The organism is Psychrobacillus sp. FSL H8-0484 (assembly GCF_038005325.1).
In the GTDB taxonomy this organism is placed as follows: domain Bacteria; phylum Bacillota; class Bacilli; order Bacillales_A; family Planococcaceae; genus Psychrobacillus.
On the sequence record NZ_JBBOSZ010000001.1, the window covers coordinates 3,231,989 to 3,246,921 of the forward strand.

Genomic DNA, 14,933 nt, shown 5'->3' on the forward strand with positions numbered 1-14,933 from the left:
GCCTTATCTATTAAACGACACACTTAGGCATCATGTAAAATGAATAATAATGATGTTTGCTATCATTATTAGTGATATCATAAATGATAGATACAGGTTTCAATAGGAGAAGAGAATATGGAGTTTAAAGACTTAGAGATTTTTCAACTAGTTGCGCAAAAAGGAACAATCACAGAAGCTGCAAAAGCGTTAAGTTATGTACAATCGAATATTACATCCAGAATTCATAAACTGGAAACAGAGCTAAATACACCGCTGTTTAATCGGCATAATCGCGGTATCAGTTTAACACCTGAAGGAAAAAAATTATTAGTCTATTGCGAGAAAATATTATCATTAACGGATGAAATGAAAAAAGTCGTACAAAGCGGGGATAATCCATCCGGTAAGTTAGAGATAGGATCTGTAGAAACAGTTATTAAATTACCAAATATATTATCTGTTTATACGAAAAAATATAAAAATGTGGACCTATCACTACTAACAGGTGTTACCAACCAATTGCAACAAGATGTATTGAATCATCGTTTAGATGGAGCCTTTGTAACGGAAACAAATGTACATCCTGACCTCATATCTCATGATGTTTTTCAAGAAGAGCTTGTCCTCATATCAGATATGAAAGCAACTTCCATAGAACAATTAATACATGAGCCATTCCTTTGTTTCAGCAATGGCTGTGGGTACCGTGCAAGACTTGAATCTTGGTACAAAGATCAAAATATAATTCCTCAAAAAGTGATGGAATTTGGGACATTAGAAACAATTCTAAGCAGTGTTGCTGTAGGGCTAGGCATCACATTCGTACCAAAATCTGCAGTTGCCCATTTAGAAAAAAGAGGACTAATTCAGTGCCATACACTACCTGAAAAATATAGTAAGATCAAAACAATTTTTATTAGACGTTCCAATACCTATCTAACATCTACAATCGAAAAATTTATCGAAACAATTGAACATACAAAGAATGAAGCGGCAGAGCCATTATCTCTTATTACCAATTAAAAAAGCGTCTTCTTCTACAGTCAAATTGTAGAATGAAGACGCTTTTAATTAGGAAATAATCATATTAAGGATTAAGACTCCTGCTAATCCAACTAAAGAAATAATTGTTACCATGACAGACCATGTTTTAATTGTTTTCCCGATAGAAAGGTTAAAGTATTCTTTGTAAATCCAGAATCCTGCATCATTTACATGGGAGAACGTAACACTACCTGCTCCAGCAGCTAATACCATAAGTTCTGGGCTCACACCAGTCATCGCTACTAAAGGTGCAGCAATACCAGCCGCTGTCATACCAGCTACAGTAGCTGAACCTAACGCTACACGTAAAATAGCAGCGATTAACCAAGTTAGAAGTAATGGAGAAAGTGTTGAATCTGCCATGATATCCGAGATATACTGATCGATATGGCTGTCAATTAATACTTGTTTGAATGCACCACCAGCGGCAATGATTAATAGAATCATCGCAATTCCGCCTACAGCCTCCGAAACTGATTGCATAATTTCTTTCATTTTTTTCCCGCGGTTCAGACCGAAAGTAAAGAATGCAAAAATTACAGATAGTAATAACGCCACGTTTGCACTACCTATAAAGTCAAAGAACGGCATTACCGCTGAATCTGGTGCAAAGATTTCAACTATTACCTGAGAACCTATCAGAATAACTGGCATTAGAGATGTAAGTAAACTCGTTGCAAATCCAGGCATTTCTTCATCTTTAAATTCTTTGGGATTAAATAGCCCTTTTGGAATATCTACCTCCAAGAATTCCTTCTTAAACAACTTCGTATATAACGGACCGGCAATAATGATGGCAGGAATAGCAATAATAATTCCATACAACATTGTTTTACCAATATTTGCATCAAACACACTAGCAACAGCTGTTGGACCAGGGTGTGGAGGAACAAAACCATGCATTGTGATTAGAGCAGCGATTACTGGCATACCAATATACAAAACAGGCACTCCAGCTGCGGTAGCAATTGTAAATACTAAGGGAATTAATACAACTACGCCTGTTTCAAAAAACAGGGCAATCCCTACTAAAGATGCTGTTAGAACAGCTGCTAATTGAACTCTCTTTTTACCAAATGTTTTAATAAGTGTTGTCGCAATACGTTGCGCCCCACCTGAATCTGTCATCAATTTACCCAGAATTGCTCCAAAAACGATAATCATCGTCAGACTTCCAAGTGTTCCACCTAAACCTGCTTGGACAGAGGACATGGCATCTAGTGGTGACATTCCTTCTAGTATCCCTACTACTAGTGCAACAAGAATTAAAGAAATAAAAGCATTTAACCTAAAAACAATCATTAATAGAAGTAATAAAGCAACTCCTATACAAATAGATACGATTGGCATTGTAATCCTCTTTTCGTTTCAAATTTTACTGATTTTCTTTATTCGCAAATACTCGCACGAATTTAGTCATGACAGGTTCCATTGCTTGTTGCATATCTGCCATGATAGTTGATAGGTGAACCATTTGTTTTGTCTCAAAATAATTTTGAATAAAGGAAACAGCAGCCATCGATACTTCCGTATTCACATTGACTTTGCATATTCCCAAATCTATAGCTCGCTTAATAACAGATTCTGGTGTTCCTGAACCGCCATGCAAAACTAGCGGTACATCCACTGCCTGCCCAATTTTTTCTAAAAGCGGTAGGTCAATTTTCGGCTCTCCCTTATACATACCATGTACTGTACCAATAGCCGCAGCTAAAAAGTCAACGCCTGTAGCCTCCACAAACTCTTTTGCAGCTTTAGGATCTGTTAGTGTGCCTGTTCCTTCTTCTTCATCGGAAAATTCACCTTTTGCTAAAGAGCCTATTTCTGCTTCAACTGAAACCCCAGCCATATGAGCGATTTCCACAATTTCTTTTGTACGACGAACGTTTTCTTCTAACGCATAAGCAGACCCATCAAACATAACTGATGTGAATCCACATCGAATGGCACGAATAATGGATTCCTTTTCGTATGCATGATCCAAATGAAGTGCAACAGGAATCGAAGTTTTTTCAGCCATTGCTTTTACAAGTGCAGCAAATCCTTCGACATCAACTGTTGGGAAATAACGTTCTCCTAACGCGATAATAACTGGTTGATTTTCTTGTTCAGCAACGTGAATTGCTGCTTGTACCGTTTCTAAGTTGTAGACATTAAAGGCAGCCACAGCGTATTTGCCACGCTGTGCATCCTTTAATATCTCAATTGTGTTTACTAGCATACTTGGATGGCCCCTTTGTTTTCCTGAATAAACAATCTATTACTTAGTTAATATTTCAACCGTTTCTTTTAATGTAGTAACGGCACCTACATTACCTGGGAAAATAATATAAGCTATACCTGGGAACTTACTTTCTTCACCAGTGAACCATACTGGAATTCCAGGTTTAATTTGACCTGCTACTGTAGCTCTCTTCACTTCTAATCCCTTTGTTCCGATGTCGCTCGATGTAATTCCACCTTTTGCAACAATGTAATTAGGACGAACGCTTAATCGTTGAACTATACTCGTTACTGCATCTGAAATTTTAACGGATAATTTTAACTCTTCCTCTTTTTTACCTTCACCAAGATCTAGTCTTTCACGTCTTGTATATACAGTAACCGTTTTGCCTTCGCGGATAAGGTTCTCCGTTGTTTCAATTACACGATCAATTTCCGTTTGGAACTTATCAGGATGTAAAACGAGATGGCAGTCAAATTCAATAAATTCAATGAAGTCACTTGTTTTTAATACTTCTAGTTGTTCTGTTGTTTTTTTAACGTGAGAACCAACTAAGATCAAACCACCATGTTTTGTTTCTTCTTGGATCAATTCTTCTCTCGTTAGAAGCGCTTTATCGCTAACTCCACCAATTACTTTTGTTAGAGCCGCTGCGCTACGGAACATGAACTGTTTCCCAGATTTCATTGCATTTACAAGTGCAAGTACAAAAATTTCAACATCTACATAGTCTACAGAGTTTACGATTACTTTATTGAAATCACGCACTTGAAGTAATTGATTTGTTATTCCTTCTATATCAAGAGCTCGCAAGCTCTCTAATGTGATGTATGTTGCATTTTCAGCTGTGAATTTACCTTCTGTTTTTTCCTCTACCCAATCACCTAGTTGGGATTTGGTATAACCAAATGTTCTGTCTTTCGCAAATTCTGTTTCACCAGCAGGTACTAAATATTCTTCATATTGTACATAGTGGATGTTGTCCACTGTAAAGCGCCCACCTTCTTTGAAAAATGGAAGGATTACTTCTCCATCAAATCGAATGTCAGAAGCTTTTTCAATCGTATCTTTTAATACTTCTGTTTCAAGAGGATAGTGGCCTCTCAATGTAGAATCTCCTCGACTGATGACAATAAAATCTTTGTTCTGCTTTTTCGCTACCTCAACAATATTTGCAGCAATTTCTGTATGTGCCTTTTCTGTTTCAGCAGCAGTAAAACCTCTTGAATTTGTTAGTAAGAAAAACATAGAATTTTCTTCTTCAAATCCTTTTTCAATACTTTCTATAGACCAGTCCGTATACACAGAAATACCATGAACAGTTTGTACACCAGTTGGATCATCATCTAGCACAATAATTTTTTTATTCAGATCAACTAATTCATTGGCAAGTTTATCTTGTACAGCTTGTCTATCAACTGCTCGGATATTCTCTAATACTTCTTGCGCCAATCGTTTTTCTGTACTATTAATTGTGGTCATGAATTAAACTCTCCCTACTTCAACGTTTGCAAGTTTTTCATAATATTGAACAATTCCGCCGTGATCATCTGCTGCTTTTCCATCTACTTTTAACGCATGGAAAATTTCAACCAATTGGCTAGATAATGGCATTGGAACTCCAATATCATGTGCTGTTTCCATCACATTTGTCATATCTTTTAAGTTAATATCAATTCGTCCACCGGCTACGAAGTTACGATCAAGGATTAATGGAACTTTCACATCAAGTACTGCACTTCCTGCAAGTCCGCCTCGGATAGCTTGATACATTTTTTCTACATCAATACCTGCTTTAGCAGCTAATACTAATGCTTCAGACATAGCAGCGATATTTAAGTTTACGATTACTTGGTTTGCTAATTTAGCAGTAGTCCCACTTCCATTACCACCAACTAAAGTTACTTCTGCACCCATCGCGTCTAAAACATCTTTTACTTGTTCAAATATTTCTTCTTTACCGCCAACCATAATTGCTAACGTGCCATCTTTTGCTTTTGGTTCTCCTCCACTTACAGGAGCATCTAGCATTTCTACCCCTTGTTTTTCAGCTTCAGCAGCTATTTCTTTCGAAACCACTGGTGAAATAGAACTCATATCTATTATAACTGCACCTTTTTTCGCTCCACTAAGTACGCCATTTTCACCTAAGACTACCTGTTTCACATGATGAGATGCTGGAAGCATTGTAATAATTACTTCACTATTTTCTCCGATTACTTTTGCTGAATCTCCAGCAGTTGCACCTGCATTTACCAACGTTTGTACTGCCTCTTTATTCAAATCGTTTACGATTACTTCGAACCCTTTTGCTAATAAATTCAATGCCATAGGTTTTCCCATAATTCCTAATCCAATAAAACCAACTTTTTTTGCCATTTTAACTCCTCCTAGTCTAATTTACATTCCCTTTAGTTCTCTATGAAATTCTACCCATTAATGTATATTGAAAACGTTTGCAATAATCTTCACAAAAATATTGTATACTATTTTAATTATTTTGTATACATTTTAGTTATACTTGTACACAAAATGTGTGATGCTAATTTCAAGCTATCTTTCTAACTCTATTTTTGATAAGTTAATGGTATGAACGTTGGAAGAAATAGGAGTGAACAAGATGGTTCAAAACAATATAAATTCTCGCTCTGCTTACCATCAAGCATATGAAGTTATCCGAGATCGAATCTTAAATGGAGATTTACCAGGTGGCACAAAAATAGTGGAGGAGAAGCTCGCAACAGAATTAGGTTGTAGCCGAACCCCTATTAGAGAAGCCCTGCGGCAACTAATTAATGAAGGACTTATCATAAATAAAAAAGTAGTACAACCAACAGAGAAGGATTTACGTAATTTATTTCAAGTAAGAATATTGTTAGAAGGTGCAGCTGCAAAATCAGCGGCAACCTATCTTCCTGAAAATGATCTACAGACTCTTTCTACTTGTATTAAGATTGGAAGAGAAGGGACGACGGAAGAGATCATGGGCGCAAATGAACGCTTTCATGAAATTATCGTTCAAGCGAGCGGAAACTCTCTTATGATAGAAACAATCGATCGCATGAAATCTATTATTTATCTTTTTAGGAAAACGGTGGTCTTATACAAACGCCCCCATTTAATTGATGAACACGAGGAAATATATAATGCCATCCTAGCTCGAGACGGGGAAACAGCAAAACAGTTAATGGAAACACATCTTCAAGCAGATTTAGATTTTTGCTTACATATTATGAACAGTTCAAGAAACTAATAAAAAGGGCAGCATGAGAACTCTAAAACCTCTCATTTGCTGCCTTTTAAATATTGGTTTGGAATAAAGTTTGATAAAAAGTAGCTCTAAAAGTCATATTTTATAGTAAATGAAAAGAAAGCGTTTTGAACAAAGATTAATTAAAGTGCTTTTTTTCTGGTGATTTAGTATACAGTTGTTTAAAAAGGTTTGATCATTTTTTAGTAGCTCTTCTTCAACTAAAGCACCCGTTAGTTGAAGAAACACTTTTGAATATATTCTTGAATTATTGGTAAATCGGGCGGACTAATGTTCGATGGTATTTCGTTAAAGTGAAAGAAATATAGTTCTTGAACTTCACTTTCTTCTTTTTTCAACACTCCTTCAAAATCATTACATATGTAAGCTGTTACCACATTATAAACCTCATCACCATGCGGATATTTATAATAGAATTTTTCGCCCGAATAGACATTGAATAGCTCTAGTTTATTTGCGACCAAACCTGTTTCTTCAAATAATTCTCTTTTAGCTACTTGTTCTAAAGATTCACCCATTTCTAAAGAACCACCAGCTAATCCCCAACAGTTATTATCCTTGCGAAGTTGCAATAGTATCCTATTCTCTTTATTTAATACAATTACACACGCCCCAACCATAATTAGCAGACTACTACCTACTATCTTTCTTAAATCCATAATATAGCCCATATATTACCTCCACAATTAAGTTATCTAATTAATTTCGCATCTTAAATATATCTCTTCTTACTTCTTAAACTATCTTGCTTCTTTAGTTTAATAAGAAAAAGAACCGTTTTACCAACTCAATGATCTTCAAGTAAAGCACACCGTTACTTGAATAAGAAAAACGCTCCCTATTGTAAATTACTACCTAGTAGAACTGCAATGACCTGAAATTATTTTCATTTCCCCACCTATATTTTGCCAAACCCGAGTGTAACTCATCTCATCTTCAATTGAATCAGCACCGTATGTTCCCTTTAAAGAGACTCGTGTTACGGTCACTGCTGAAGTATCTAGAAGTTTTACTCGTTGATCCATAACTTTAATATCAGTGAAATTCAACAATCCCGAACGATGCGCTTCAATATCAGCTTCTTTTTGTTAGTATTTGTCCAAAATGATTAACAAAGATAAGATCATCATGAATCAGTTGATCTAAGGTTTTTAAATTACTAGATAACATTGCTTTTCGAAGCATTTCTTCATGTTCGATAATTAGATTTTCTTCCATAGTAAAGTCCCCTTTTAGTATTTATTAATCACTATATGCCTGTAAATATCTTGTTACCAGAAATAGCTCTTCTTTCACTATCCTGCCCCGTTAGCCATCCATGCAGGATAATATAGTGCTACACAACAGAGAATAAAAGATGGTTAAGAGGTGTCAATACTTATAATGACCTTTAATCCAGTCCACCGTAATCCATAGACTTACTAATGGACGCTCTCCTCTTTTTTTTAATGATTGAGCAGGGTCTTCTTAAATGTTGTCATTTTTCTTTTCTTGAAGAAATTTATTTTCATGGTAGTTAAATAGCTAATCTAATATTCCCGCAACAATCGCAGTATAATATATATCATTAACTTTGACAGCAACGACAGTATCTTTATCTACATCTTTAATGGAAAATATGCTGGCATTACCTAAATGGTCTATTTTTGAGTTAAATAATTTAAAATGACCATCTCCTTTAATTTCGTCTACATTTTTTTCTATTTGCCCTACCTCTTTATTTATTTTCTCGGCAGGAGTTTTGTTGCCTTCGATAGAGTAAACTCTATCTTCAAAAGCAAATTGTGCTAATAAATCTTTATTGGGGGTGACTCCTACCACTTCTAGTTCTGTCGTTGTAGTAGAACACCCAACTAAAATTGTTAGTAAAATAATTCCCATTACAAAGCTGAATACCCTCAAATTATTTTCCCTTTTATTAAATACATTCTTCAAATAAAGAACCTCACTTTTTGTCTAATGAATTCCTTTTTGGTGTTACTTGTATATTCTACACAACTTATATGTTTTCCATTTTTATTACTTTTCTACTAACCTACCCCGTTAGTTGAACAAGAAAAAAGAGCTGCATTGCAACTCATTGTTCTTCAACTAAAGCACTCGGTTAGTTGAATAAGAACAAAGATTACTACTCTAATAATGTCTGATTGTACGCAACCTTTACAAGAAAATCCTTAAAAAACAACAGAAATTACAACTTTCTTTATTCTAGTGGTAATGTTGCATCAAATAACTCATCATCTTCGTCCAGAGATATCAAAGTTCTATTGACATCCTCATAGGTATAACTCCTAATAATAATCATATGTTTTATATGCATTCCTGGAGGATCAATGTCTGGTTGATTAAATATGTTAATCAATCTTTTAGGAGTAAAAAGAATACACCATCTCTTGCTGCCGTCACTCATTTCTAAAGTAATTTCTATCCAATTTGTTTCACTTGGATCTTCCGTAACCTCGTCATCAAACTTCCAATTTAATAATTTTACAACCACGGAACCATCTAAATTAAATATATGTTGTGGAAACCATCTAAGCCGACCATTATCACCTGCAATTTGAACCATTTGTTTTTCTTCATTTACACCTAGAACCTTATATGATTTACCTCTTGTTAAACCATCAGAATACACACTTACAGTTTTACAAGTTATAGTCTCTTTTATCATTTCTAACCTATCCCATCCTATTTTCTTGTTCAACTAACCTGCTGCGTTAGTTCAATAAGAAAAAGCTACCCTTACAGGCAGCCGCTTGCTTAACTACCCGTTAGCCATCCATGAAGCCCTGCTTCACCACAGAATATGCAAGAAAATTACGTTCTTCCATGGTAGTTCAATAAGAAAAAAGAGTTGCATAAGCAACACCATGAATTTTAACTAAAGCACCCGTTAGTTGAACAAGATAATACAACTTCTCTAAATTCTCAAGTCCCCAATCTTTTTACATAAATCTTTAGCTCTTTTAGACAAAAAAATCTTCTGACGCAAATATTTAGCCAATTTAGACCTAAGAAACTCATCAATACAATAGAACAGAAATGAAGATAAAAGAGAAATAATGAAATAAAAGTTGAAAATTTCGCTACCTGAAAATAAAGCTGGGATTACAACAAACAAAGCGGCTAGGAATAAGTGCATTATTAATGCAAAAATTACTCTAAGGATTCCTCTTCGTTTTTTTGTGACGAAATCAGAGAGAATAGATGCAGGTACTCCATAAATCAAAAGAATTGGAAATAGATAAATACCTACTACGATTGCAAGAGTTGACTCTCCTCCTAGGGAAAAGCTTAACATAACCAACACACAAGTCATTACCGCGGACACAAGCTTTCTAATAATCATGTAACTCAACCCCCATACCTAAATATACATATTGGTTAATTTCTCCAATCACCTTTAGGACTCCTTCTTAAACTAATCTGCTGCTTTAGTTGAATAAGAAAAAATGCTTTACTCCTTCTTGAAGTAAAGCACCCGTTAGCTTAAAAAATAAATACTGCAATTGCTATAAGAAACAATATTATCATCAGGAGAAAAGGCACAAATGCATGTCTTATTTCTTCTTCACCTTCTGCTTTTTCAAGCTTTCTTCTATAACCTTTCCAAGCAGAAAAAACGCTAATTACAATCATTAAAAATATAAGTATCCTCCAAAAATCCAAATTAGAACCCCCCCAAACCCCCATAATTTTTCTATAGCCCTTCTTCAACTAAACTGCCCCGTTAGTTCAATAAGAAAAAAGGCTTTACTCCTTCTTGAAGTACAGCACCACGTTAGTTGAACAAGCACCTTCACTTCTATTACAAATTATGTTCGGACTGTCCATTACCACTAAAGGATAATCCTAATTTTCTGCATGGTATAAATATGGTACAATTAGAAAAAATAGGATCTAGGGGGGTTTAAATTGAACATTGATTTAATCTATACTCTTTTTATATTAACTTTAATATTGGTAGGTGTACTTTCTTTCACTTTGTTTCTAAGAAGGTTATTAATAAATGCAAGCTTGCGGAATTACCATTCTAAAGAGGTTCAAACTAAACTGGATAGAATCATTGATTTACTTGAAAAAGAGCGTTCATGACATTCTAGTCAATTCCTAAGCATCAATATTGATGCTTTTTTTTGTCTTAATGATACTTTCTACTACATAATTTGTGTCAAATGCGACATAAAAACTCCCCTTTTCTTATTCAACTAACCTGCCCCTTTAGTTCAATAAGAAAAGGGAGTTACCCCTCTTAAGTAACACCCCAACTAATTCAATATAAGCAACATTAAATTTCTTTTTCCATCAAAATATTTGTAGTCTGATAACCTAATTTCTCGTATAATCCTCTTGCGATCTTGTTATGACCAAAAACATGAAGACCTATTTTAATCATTCCAAGTTTTTGCCCAACATTCTCTATTTGCTTCATTGCTTCCTTGGCATACCCAAATCCTTGGTATTTTTCTAATATATTAATATCATAAATAAATCCTTCTTTTTCAGATTTTTGTGCAAGCCATATAACTCCAATTGCCTCGTCATCATTTAGAATAGTGTATAAGTAATTACTCTCAGTCTTCTCACCATTTGGCAAAAGCTTTGTGTATTCCTCTTCCGCTTTACTTATTGATTCTTCCTGATACCAATTTCCAGATAAAACTTTTTCTTCCGCATATGATTTAATCGCTGAAGTAATATATTTTTGATACTCATCGGAATTCATTAAAACTAATTTAATCATTATTTTTTCTCCCCCTTATACTTGTAACTTCTATAAAATAACATTCGATTCCTTCTTTTCACTAACCCGCTAATCCATAGACCTATTAATGTACGATCTCCTCTTTTTTGAACGATTGAGCAGGGGACTTCTTAAGTGTTGTCATTTTTGTTTCCTTGAAGAAACTTACTTTCATGGCAGTAGAAGAAGGGATTATTAATATTAAATAGTCAAATCACCTTCAAAAATTGTCACCACTTTCCCTGATAGTAAAACTTTATCATCTAAAACTTTAACTTTTAAAAAACCACCTCTATCGGAAGCTTGGTAAGCAGTGAACTCACTTTTTTGTAATTTCACCTTCCAATATGGACCTAAACAACAATGTGCTGAACCAGTCACATGATCCTCATTAAGGCCTTGAGCTGGGGAAAAGAAACGTGAAACAAAGTCATATTCACTTGAACTCGAATGACTTGTAACAATAACTCCACGGGCTGGTAATTGGGTAATCAGGTCTATCCTTGGTTTTAAATCCCTTACAATAGCTTCTGATTTTACTTCCACTAAATAATCTAATTGGTTTTTTCCAACGTATGTAGGCTCAACACCTAAAGCCTCACTCAATAAATCAGGAGTAATTGACTTCTCTTCAAGAATCGAAGGAAACTCTAATTGAACCCATTCATCTACGAATCGTGATTTGAGAATACCACTTTTTGTATAAAAGATAATGGTTTTTTCTTTTTCCACGTACCCGTTTTTCCATAAAAAAAAGGAACTTGCCAGTGTTCCGTGTCCACAAATAGGTATTTCTGTAGAAGGAGTAAACCAGCGTAAATGGTATTCATTTTTGTTGCGATTAATAAAAGCGGTAACCGGTAAATTCACCTCTTTTGCAACATTCTGCATCCAGCTACTAGCTTTTTCATCGCTTAACAAACATACAGCGGCAGGATTTCCTTTAAAAGCTTTCTCTGTAAACGTATTAAAGCTAGATAATTTCATTTTGACTCCTTCGTTTGGTGTGACCTTTTCTTCCTTTTAATTCTCTAATAAATTTGACATACACCTATCATAATTAGATTTCCCTTGTTTAACTAAACTGCCCCGTTAGCCATCCATGAAGCACTGCTTCACCACAGAATATGCAAGATAATTATGTTCTTCCATGGTAGTTGAATAAGAAAAATGAGCTGTCTAAACAGCTCAATGATCTTCAAGTAAAGCACCACATAAGTTCAACAAGTACTTAACATTATTAGTTATCTTTATTTAGAGTGGAAACTAACGCTTCGTTTTTCACTTCCAATATATATTCAGTAAAAACATGTTCCCTACCGCCATTTTTCTCGTACCACTCTTTAATTCGTTTAACGTGAGTACCGTCTGCTTTTATATTATTCTCTATTTCTATATAATCGTCATAACTGTCATATTCCCAAATAGCGAAAATTTCCGTAGTATTATCTTTATTATCATTCATCCAACGTCCTACCAAACGAGCTCCGTGCTGTAGTTGATTAGGTAAATTAGTTTTGTTGAAATGTTCATTAAATTTCTCTACAAAATCATTTTTTACAGTGTAAAATTTTCTCCTATAAAACATACAAGTACCTCCAATAACTTTTTATTTAAAGATTTTCCTGCACCGCTTACTTATTTCGATAATACCTCGTCATATTCCTCTTATTGAACTAACCTGCCCCGGTAGCCATCCATGAAACCCAACTTCACCACATAATATGAAAGAAAATTACGTTCTTCATGGGAAAAGAAACAAGAACTACAAAAAAAGCTACTCTATAAATAGATGTTTATCCCATATCCCTCGATTTCGATGCATATGATAGTTTAGTTCAAAAAAAGGAGGTAATATTTTGGGATTAAGACGAAGACTTCTTTATGTAACAAATTTTGGTGATAACACGGTAGAAATTTATAATATCACTAATCCAACATCTCCTGTCCGTATTGGAGAGTTTGGTGCAGCAGATTTAAGTGATCCTATCGATGCTGCAATTACAGGTACTACTTTGTATGTAACAAATTTTGCTGATAACAACACGGTAGAAATTTATGATATTTCCAATCCAACCGCTCCTGTCCGTGTTGACGAGTTTGGTGCTGCAGATTTAATGCTTCCTTCCGGATTGGCTATTACAGACACCACTTTGTATGTAACAAGTCAAGATAATAATACGGTTGAAATTTATAATATTTCCGATCCAACCGCTCCTGTCCGTGTTGGCGAGTTTGGTGTAGGAGATCTATTTGTTCCTGGCGGATTGGCGATTACAGGTACCACGTTATATGTTTCAAATTCAGAGGATGACACAGTGGAAATATATAATATTTCCAATCCAACCGCTCCTGTCCGTGAAGGCGAATTCAATTCCGGAAATTTAGATGGTCCTTTTGCCTTGGCTATAAGAGGTACTACTTTGTATGTATCAAATACAGGCAATGACACGGTAGAAATTTATGATATTTCCAATCCAACCGATCCAGTACGTGTAGGCGAGTTTAATGCGAATGATGTTTTTGGATTGGAAATTACAGATTCCACGTTGTATGTAGCAACCACTCTTGCTAACACGGTACAAATTTATGATATTTCCAATCCAACCGATCCTGTCCCTGTAGGGCAATTCAATGCCGGAAATTTAAATCGTCCTTCCGGAATGGCTATTTTTATGACAGTTTGATAGATGCTCTATTCAACAAAAGTAGCTATATTGAAAAGAGACGACTAGGATATATGCACAGTTAAGTGACAGTTTAAGACACGAACTGTATCGAAAGTATTTTAAATTAGGATTTATGAGGACAATAAAAAGCAACGCCAAAAGGGGTTGCTCTTCTTGTAACATTTCACACTCGATCGCCGAAATCTACTTGATATTTTGGACAAAAATAGACCATCGAAATGGTCTTGTTCAATTAAACCACTCGTTACTTAAATAAGTTATAGTATTAATTCTGAGTTTTCATAGCCCTCGTTACAATACGGGACACTAAATAACTCATACCACCCAGCCCTAAAATACCTACTATAATAAGTAAAGGAATTTGTTCAGCATACAACATACCTACGACAAATAAGATAAAACACAGTATTATTCCAACAATACTAAATATGGGGTTTTGTTTAATATCCAATAATTTCCCCCCTTATCCATAGACTTATTAATGTACGCTCTCCTCTTTTTTAACGATTGAGCAGGGTCTTATTAAGTGTTGTCATTTTTCTGATTTAATGTATTCCAAATTCCAAATATCTTCTTTATGTTATTACTTAGCCCTTTTACTTCTTCTTTTCAGCATATAATATTGAGAACCAATTTAAAGGAGTGAAATCACATGGGATTTTTCCAGCCCGAGGGAACAATGGCCCCACAATCCCCTCCCCCACCTTTCATACCACCAAAACCTTCTGTATCCTATATCGTTGACTGTGTATACCAAAACACTTATGTATGGCTTATAAATGGGGACCAATTCTGGTATTACCCCACTCGCGTGGAATTCGGTGAAGTATCTGGATATAGATGGAACGGTGCCTTCTGGCAATTCTACGGAATTGACCCAAGATTTATAGATGCCGTTGCCTGTTATCCTACTCCTACTCTTTACTAAAATCCAGAAAGCCTTTGGGTAATTAAAAACCTCAAGGCTTTTTTCTTTTG

19 protein-coding genes are annotated in these 14,933 nt (G+C 35.1%); 4 read left to right on the top strand and 15 right to left on the bottom strand.

The features are described 5' to 3' along the window. The first annotated feature begins 117 nt into the window (after positions 1–117). Positions 118–1,005, top strand: coding sequence for a LysR family transcriptional regulator (locus tag MHH81_RS15790; protein WP_340922935.1), 888 nt, complete (start codon positions 118–120; stop codon positions 1,003–1,005). A 48-nt stretch (positions 1,006–1,053) separates the two neighbouring features. On the opposite strand, the gene MHH81_RS15795 is transcribed toward MHH81_RS15790, so the two are convergent. The 4 genes from MHH81_RS15795 to garR are packed head-to-tail and all read right to left on the bottom strand — an operon-like array spanning position 1,054 to position 5,629. Continuing rightward, positions 1,054–2,376: a gluconate:H+ symporter gene (locus tag MHH81_RS15795; protein WP_340922936.1), complete on the bottom strand. Its 1,323-nt coding sequence runs from the start codon at positions 2,374–2,376 to the stop codon at positions 1,054–1,056. Between the two features lie 25 nt (positions 2,377–2,401). Beyond that, positions 2,402–3,247 carry a class II fructose-bisphosphate aldolase gene (locus MHH81_RS15800; RefSeq protein ID WP_340922939.1) on the bottom strand — a complete coding sequence of 282 codons (846 nt, stop codon included), beginning with the start codon at positions 3,245–3,247 and terminating at the stop codon, positions 2,402–2,404. Between the two features lie 39 nt (positions 3,248–3,286). After that, positions 3,287–4,732, bottom strand: coding sequence for a four-carbon acid sugar kinase family protein (locus tag MHH81_RS15805; protein ID WP_340922942.1), 1,446 nt, complete (start codon positions 4,730–4,732; stop codon positions 3,287–3,289). A 3-nt stretch (positions 4,733–4,735) separates the two neighbouring features. After that, positions 4,736–5,629, bottom strand: coding sequence for a 2-hydroxy-3-oxopropionate reductase (gene garR, locus MHH81_RS15810; protein WP_340922945.1), 894 nt, complete (start codon positions 5,627–5,629; stop codon positions 4,736–4,738). A 241-nt stretch (positions 5,630–5,870) separates the two neighbouring features. Between garR and MHH81_RS15815 the strand changes: the two genes are divergently transcribed. After that, positions 5,871–6,503, top strand: coding sequence for a GntR family transcriptional regulator (locus MHH81_RS15815; RefSeq protein WP_340922948.1), 633 nt, complete (start codon positions 5,871–5,873; stop codon positions 6,501–6,503). A 230-nt stretch (positions 6,504–6,733) separates the two neighbouring features. Here the strand turns inward: MHH81_RS15815 and MHH81_RS15820 are convergent, their stop codons facing one another. The 7 genes from MHH81_RS15820 to MHH81_RS15850 all read right to left on the bottom strand — a co-directional run bounded on the left by MHH81_RS15820 (position 6,734) and on the right by MHH81_RS15850 (position 10,190). Further along, on the bottom strand, positions 6,734–7,192 hold the full coding sequence (locus MHH81_RS15820; RefSeq protein ID WP_340922950.1) for an NUDIX hydrolase: 459 nt from the start codon (positions 7,190–7,192) through the stop codon (positions 6,734–6,736). A 180-nt stretch (positions 7,193–7,372) separates the two neighbouring features. Next, the gene (locus MHH81_RS15825) at positions 7,373–7,546 is read right to left on the bottom strand and encodes a hypothetical protein (protein WP_340922953.1); all 174 of its coding nucleotides are present in this window, start codon (positions 7,544–7,546) and stop codon (positions 7,373–7,375) included. Positions 7,547–7,595: 49 nt separating this feature from the next. Further along, positions 7,596–7,739: a nuclear transport factor 2 family protein gene (locus MHH81_RS15830; RefSeq protein WP_340922955.1), complete on the bottom strand. Its 144-nt coding sequence runs from the start codon at positions 7,737–7,739 to the stop codon at positions 7,596–7,598. A gap of 306 nt (positions 7,740–8,045) precedes the next feature. Then, on the bottom strand, positions 8,046–8,456 hold the full coding sequence (locus MHH81_RS15835; protein ID WP_340922957.1) for a hypothetical protein: 411 nt from the start codon (positions 8,454–8,456) through the stop codon (positions 8,046–8,048). 268 nt (positions 8,457–8,724) lie between these two features. After that, complete coding sequence (locus tag MHH81_RS15840) at positions 8,725–9,225, bottom strand: hypothetical protein (RefSeq protein WP_340922960.1); 501 nt, start codon at positions 9,223–9,225, stop codon at positions 8,725–8,727. A 216-nt stretch (positions 9,226–9,441) separates the two neighbouring features. Continuing rightward, positions 9,442–9,870, bottom strand: coding sequence for a hypothetical protein (locus MHH81_RS15845; protein WP_340922963.1), 429 nt, complete (start codon positions 9,868–9,870; stop codon positions 9,442–9,444). A gap of 140 nt (positions 9,871–10,010) precedes the next feature. Then, a complete protein-coding gene (locus tag MHH81_RS15850; protein ID WP_340922965.1) occupies positions 10,011–10,190 on the bottom strand; it encodes a hypothetical protein in 180 nt (59 codons plus the stop codon). A 246-nt stretch (positions 10,191–10,436) separates the two neighbouring features. On the opposite strand from MHH81_RS15850, the gene MHH81_RS15855 reads away from it, so the two are divergent. Beyond that, positions 10,437–10,616 (top strand): DUF4083 domain-containing protein, encoded by a 180-nt coding sequence (locus tag MHH81_RS15855; RefSeq protein ID WP_340920144.1) that lies wholly within the window; start codon positions 10,437–10,439, stop codon positions 10,614–10,616. A 193-nt stretch (positions 10,617–10,809) separates the two neighbouring features. On the opposite strand, the gene MHH81_RS15860 is transcribed toward MHH81_RS15855, so the two are convergent. The 3 genes from MHH81_RS15860 to MHH81_RS15870 form a co-directional block, all read right to left on the bottom strand. After that, on the bottom strand, positions 10,810–11,265 hold the full coding sequence (locus MHH81_RS15860) for a GNAT family N-acetyltransferase (protein ID WP_340922968.1): 456 nt from the start codon (positions 11,263–11,265) through the stop codon (positions 10,810–10,812). Between the two features lie 201 nt (positions 11,266–11,466). Continuing rightward, on the bottom strand, positions 11,467–12,252 hold the full coding sequence (locus tag MHH81_RS15865) for a PhzF family phenazine biosynthesis protein (RefSeq protein WP_340922971.1): 786 nt from the start codon (positions 12,250–12,252) through the stop codon (positions 11,467–11,469). A 253-nt stretch (positions 12,253–12,505) separates the two neighbouring features. Then, entirely contained in the window at positions 12,506–12,853 is a 348-nt protein-coding gene (locus MHH81_RS15870) for an NIPSNAP family protein (RefSeq protein ID WP_340922973.1), read from the bottom strand. Positions 12,854–13,124: 271 nt separating this feature from the next. Here MHH81_RS15870 and MHH81_RS15875 point away from each other — a divergent pair, with 271 nt between their 5' ends. Beyond that, entirely contained in the window at positions 13,125–13,952 is an 828-nt protein-coding gene (locus MHH81_RS15875) for an LVIVD repeat-containing protein (protein WP_340922976.1), read from the top strand. Positions 13,953–14,220: 268 nt separating this feature from the next. Here the strand turns inward: MHH81_RS15875 and MHH81_RS15880 are convergent, their stop codons facing one another. Next, on the bottom strand, positions 14,221–14,406 hold the full coding sequence (locus MHH81_RS15880; protein ID WP_340922979.1) for a hypothetical protein: 186 nt from the start codon (positions 14,404–14,406) through the stop codon (positions 14,221–14,223). Between the last annotated feature and the right edge of the window lie 527 nt (positions 14,407–14,933).

What these genes read in the sequence shown, in the direction of transcription:
- MHH81_RS15870 (WP_340922973.1), bottom strand. Translation starts at nt 12,853, where the DNA reads ATGTTTTATAGGAGAAAATTTTACACTGTAAAAAATGATTTTGTAGAG.
- MHH81_RS15865 (WP_340922971.1), bottom strand. Translation starts at nt 12,252, where the DNA reads ATGAAATTATCTAGCTTTAATACGTTTACAGAGAAAGCTTTTAAAGGA.
- MHH81_RS15860 (WP_340922968.1), bottom strand. Translation starts at nt 11,265, where the DNA reads ATGATTAAATTAGTTTTAATGAATTCCGATGAGTATCAAAAATATATT.
- MHH81_RS15820 (WP_340922950.1), bottom strand. Translation starts at nt 7,192, where the DNA reads ATGGGCTATATTATGGATTTAAGAAAGATAGTAGGTAGTAGTCTGCTA.
- MHH81_RS15845 (WP_340922963.1), bottom strand. Translation starts at nt 9,870, where the DNA reads ATGATTATTAGAAAGCTTGTGTCCGCGGTAATGACTTGTGTGTTGGTT.
- MHH81_RS15830 (WP_340922955.1), bottom strand. Translation starts at nt 7,739, where the DNA reads ATGGAAGAAAATCTAATTATCGAACATGAAGAAATGCTTCGAAAAGCA.
- MHH81_RS15815 (WP_340922948.1), top strand. Translation starts at nt 5,871, where the DNA reads ATGGTTCAAAACAATATAAATTCTCGCTCTGCTTACCATCAAGCATAT.
- garR (WP_340922945.1), bottom strand. Translation starts at nt 5,629, where the DNA reads ATGGCAAAAAAAGTTGGTTTTATTGGATTAGGAATTATGGGAAAACCT.
- MHH81_RS15800 (WP_340922939.1), bottom strand. Translation starts at nt 3,247, where the DNA reads ATGCTAGTAAACACAATTGAGATATTAAAGGATGCACAGCGTGGCAAA.
- MHH81_RS15790 (WP_340922935.1), top strand. Translation starts at nt 118, where the DNA reads ATGGAGTTTAAAGACTTAGAGATTTTTCAACTAGTTGCGCAAAAAGGA.
- MHH81_RS15825 (WP_340922953.1), bottom strand. Translation starts at nt 7,546, where the DNA reads ATGGATCAACGAGTAAAACTTCTAGATACTTCAGCAGTGACCGTAACA.
- MHH81_RS15795 (WP_340922936.1), bottom strand. Translation starts at nt 2,376, where the DNA reads ATGCCAATCGTATCTATTTGTATAGGAGTTGCTTTATTACTTCTATTA.
- MHH81_RS15805 (WP_340922942.1), bottom strand. Translation starts at nt 4,732, where the DNA reads ATGACCACAATTAATAGTACAGAAAAACGATTGGCGCAAGAAGTATTA.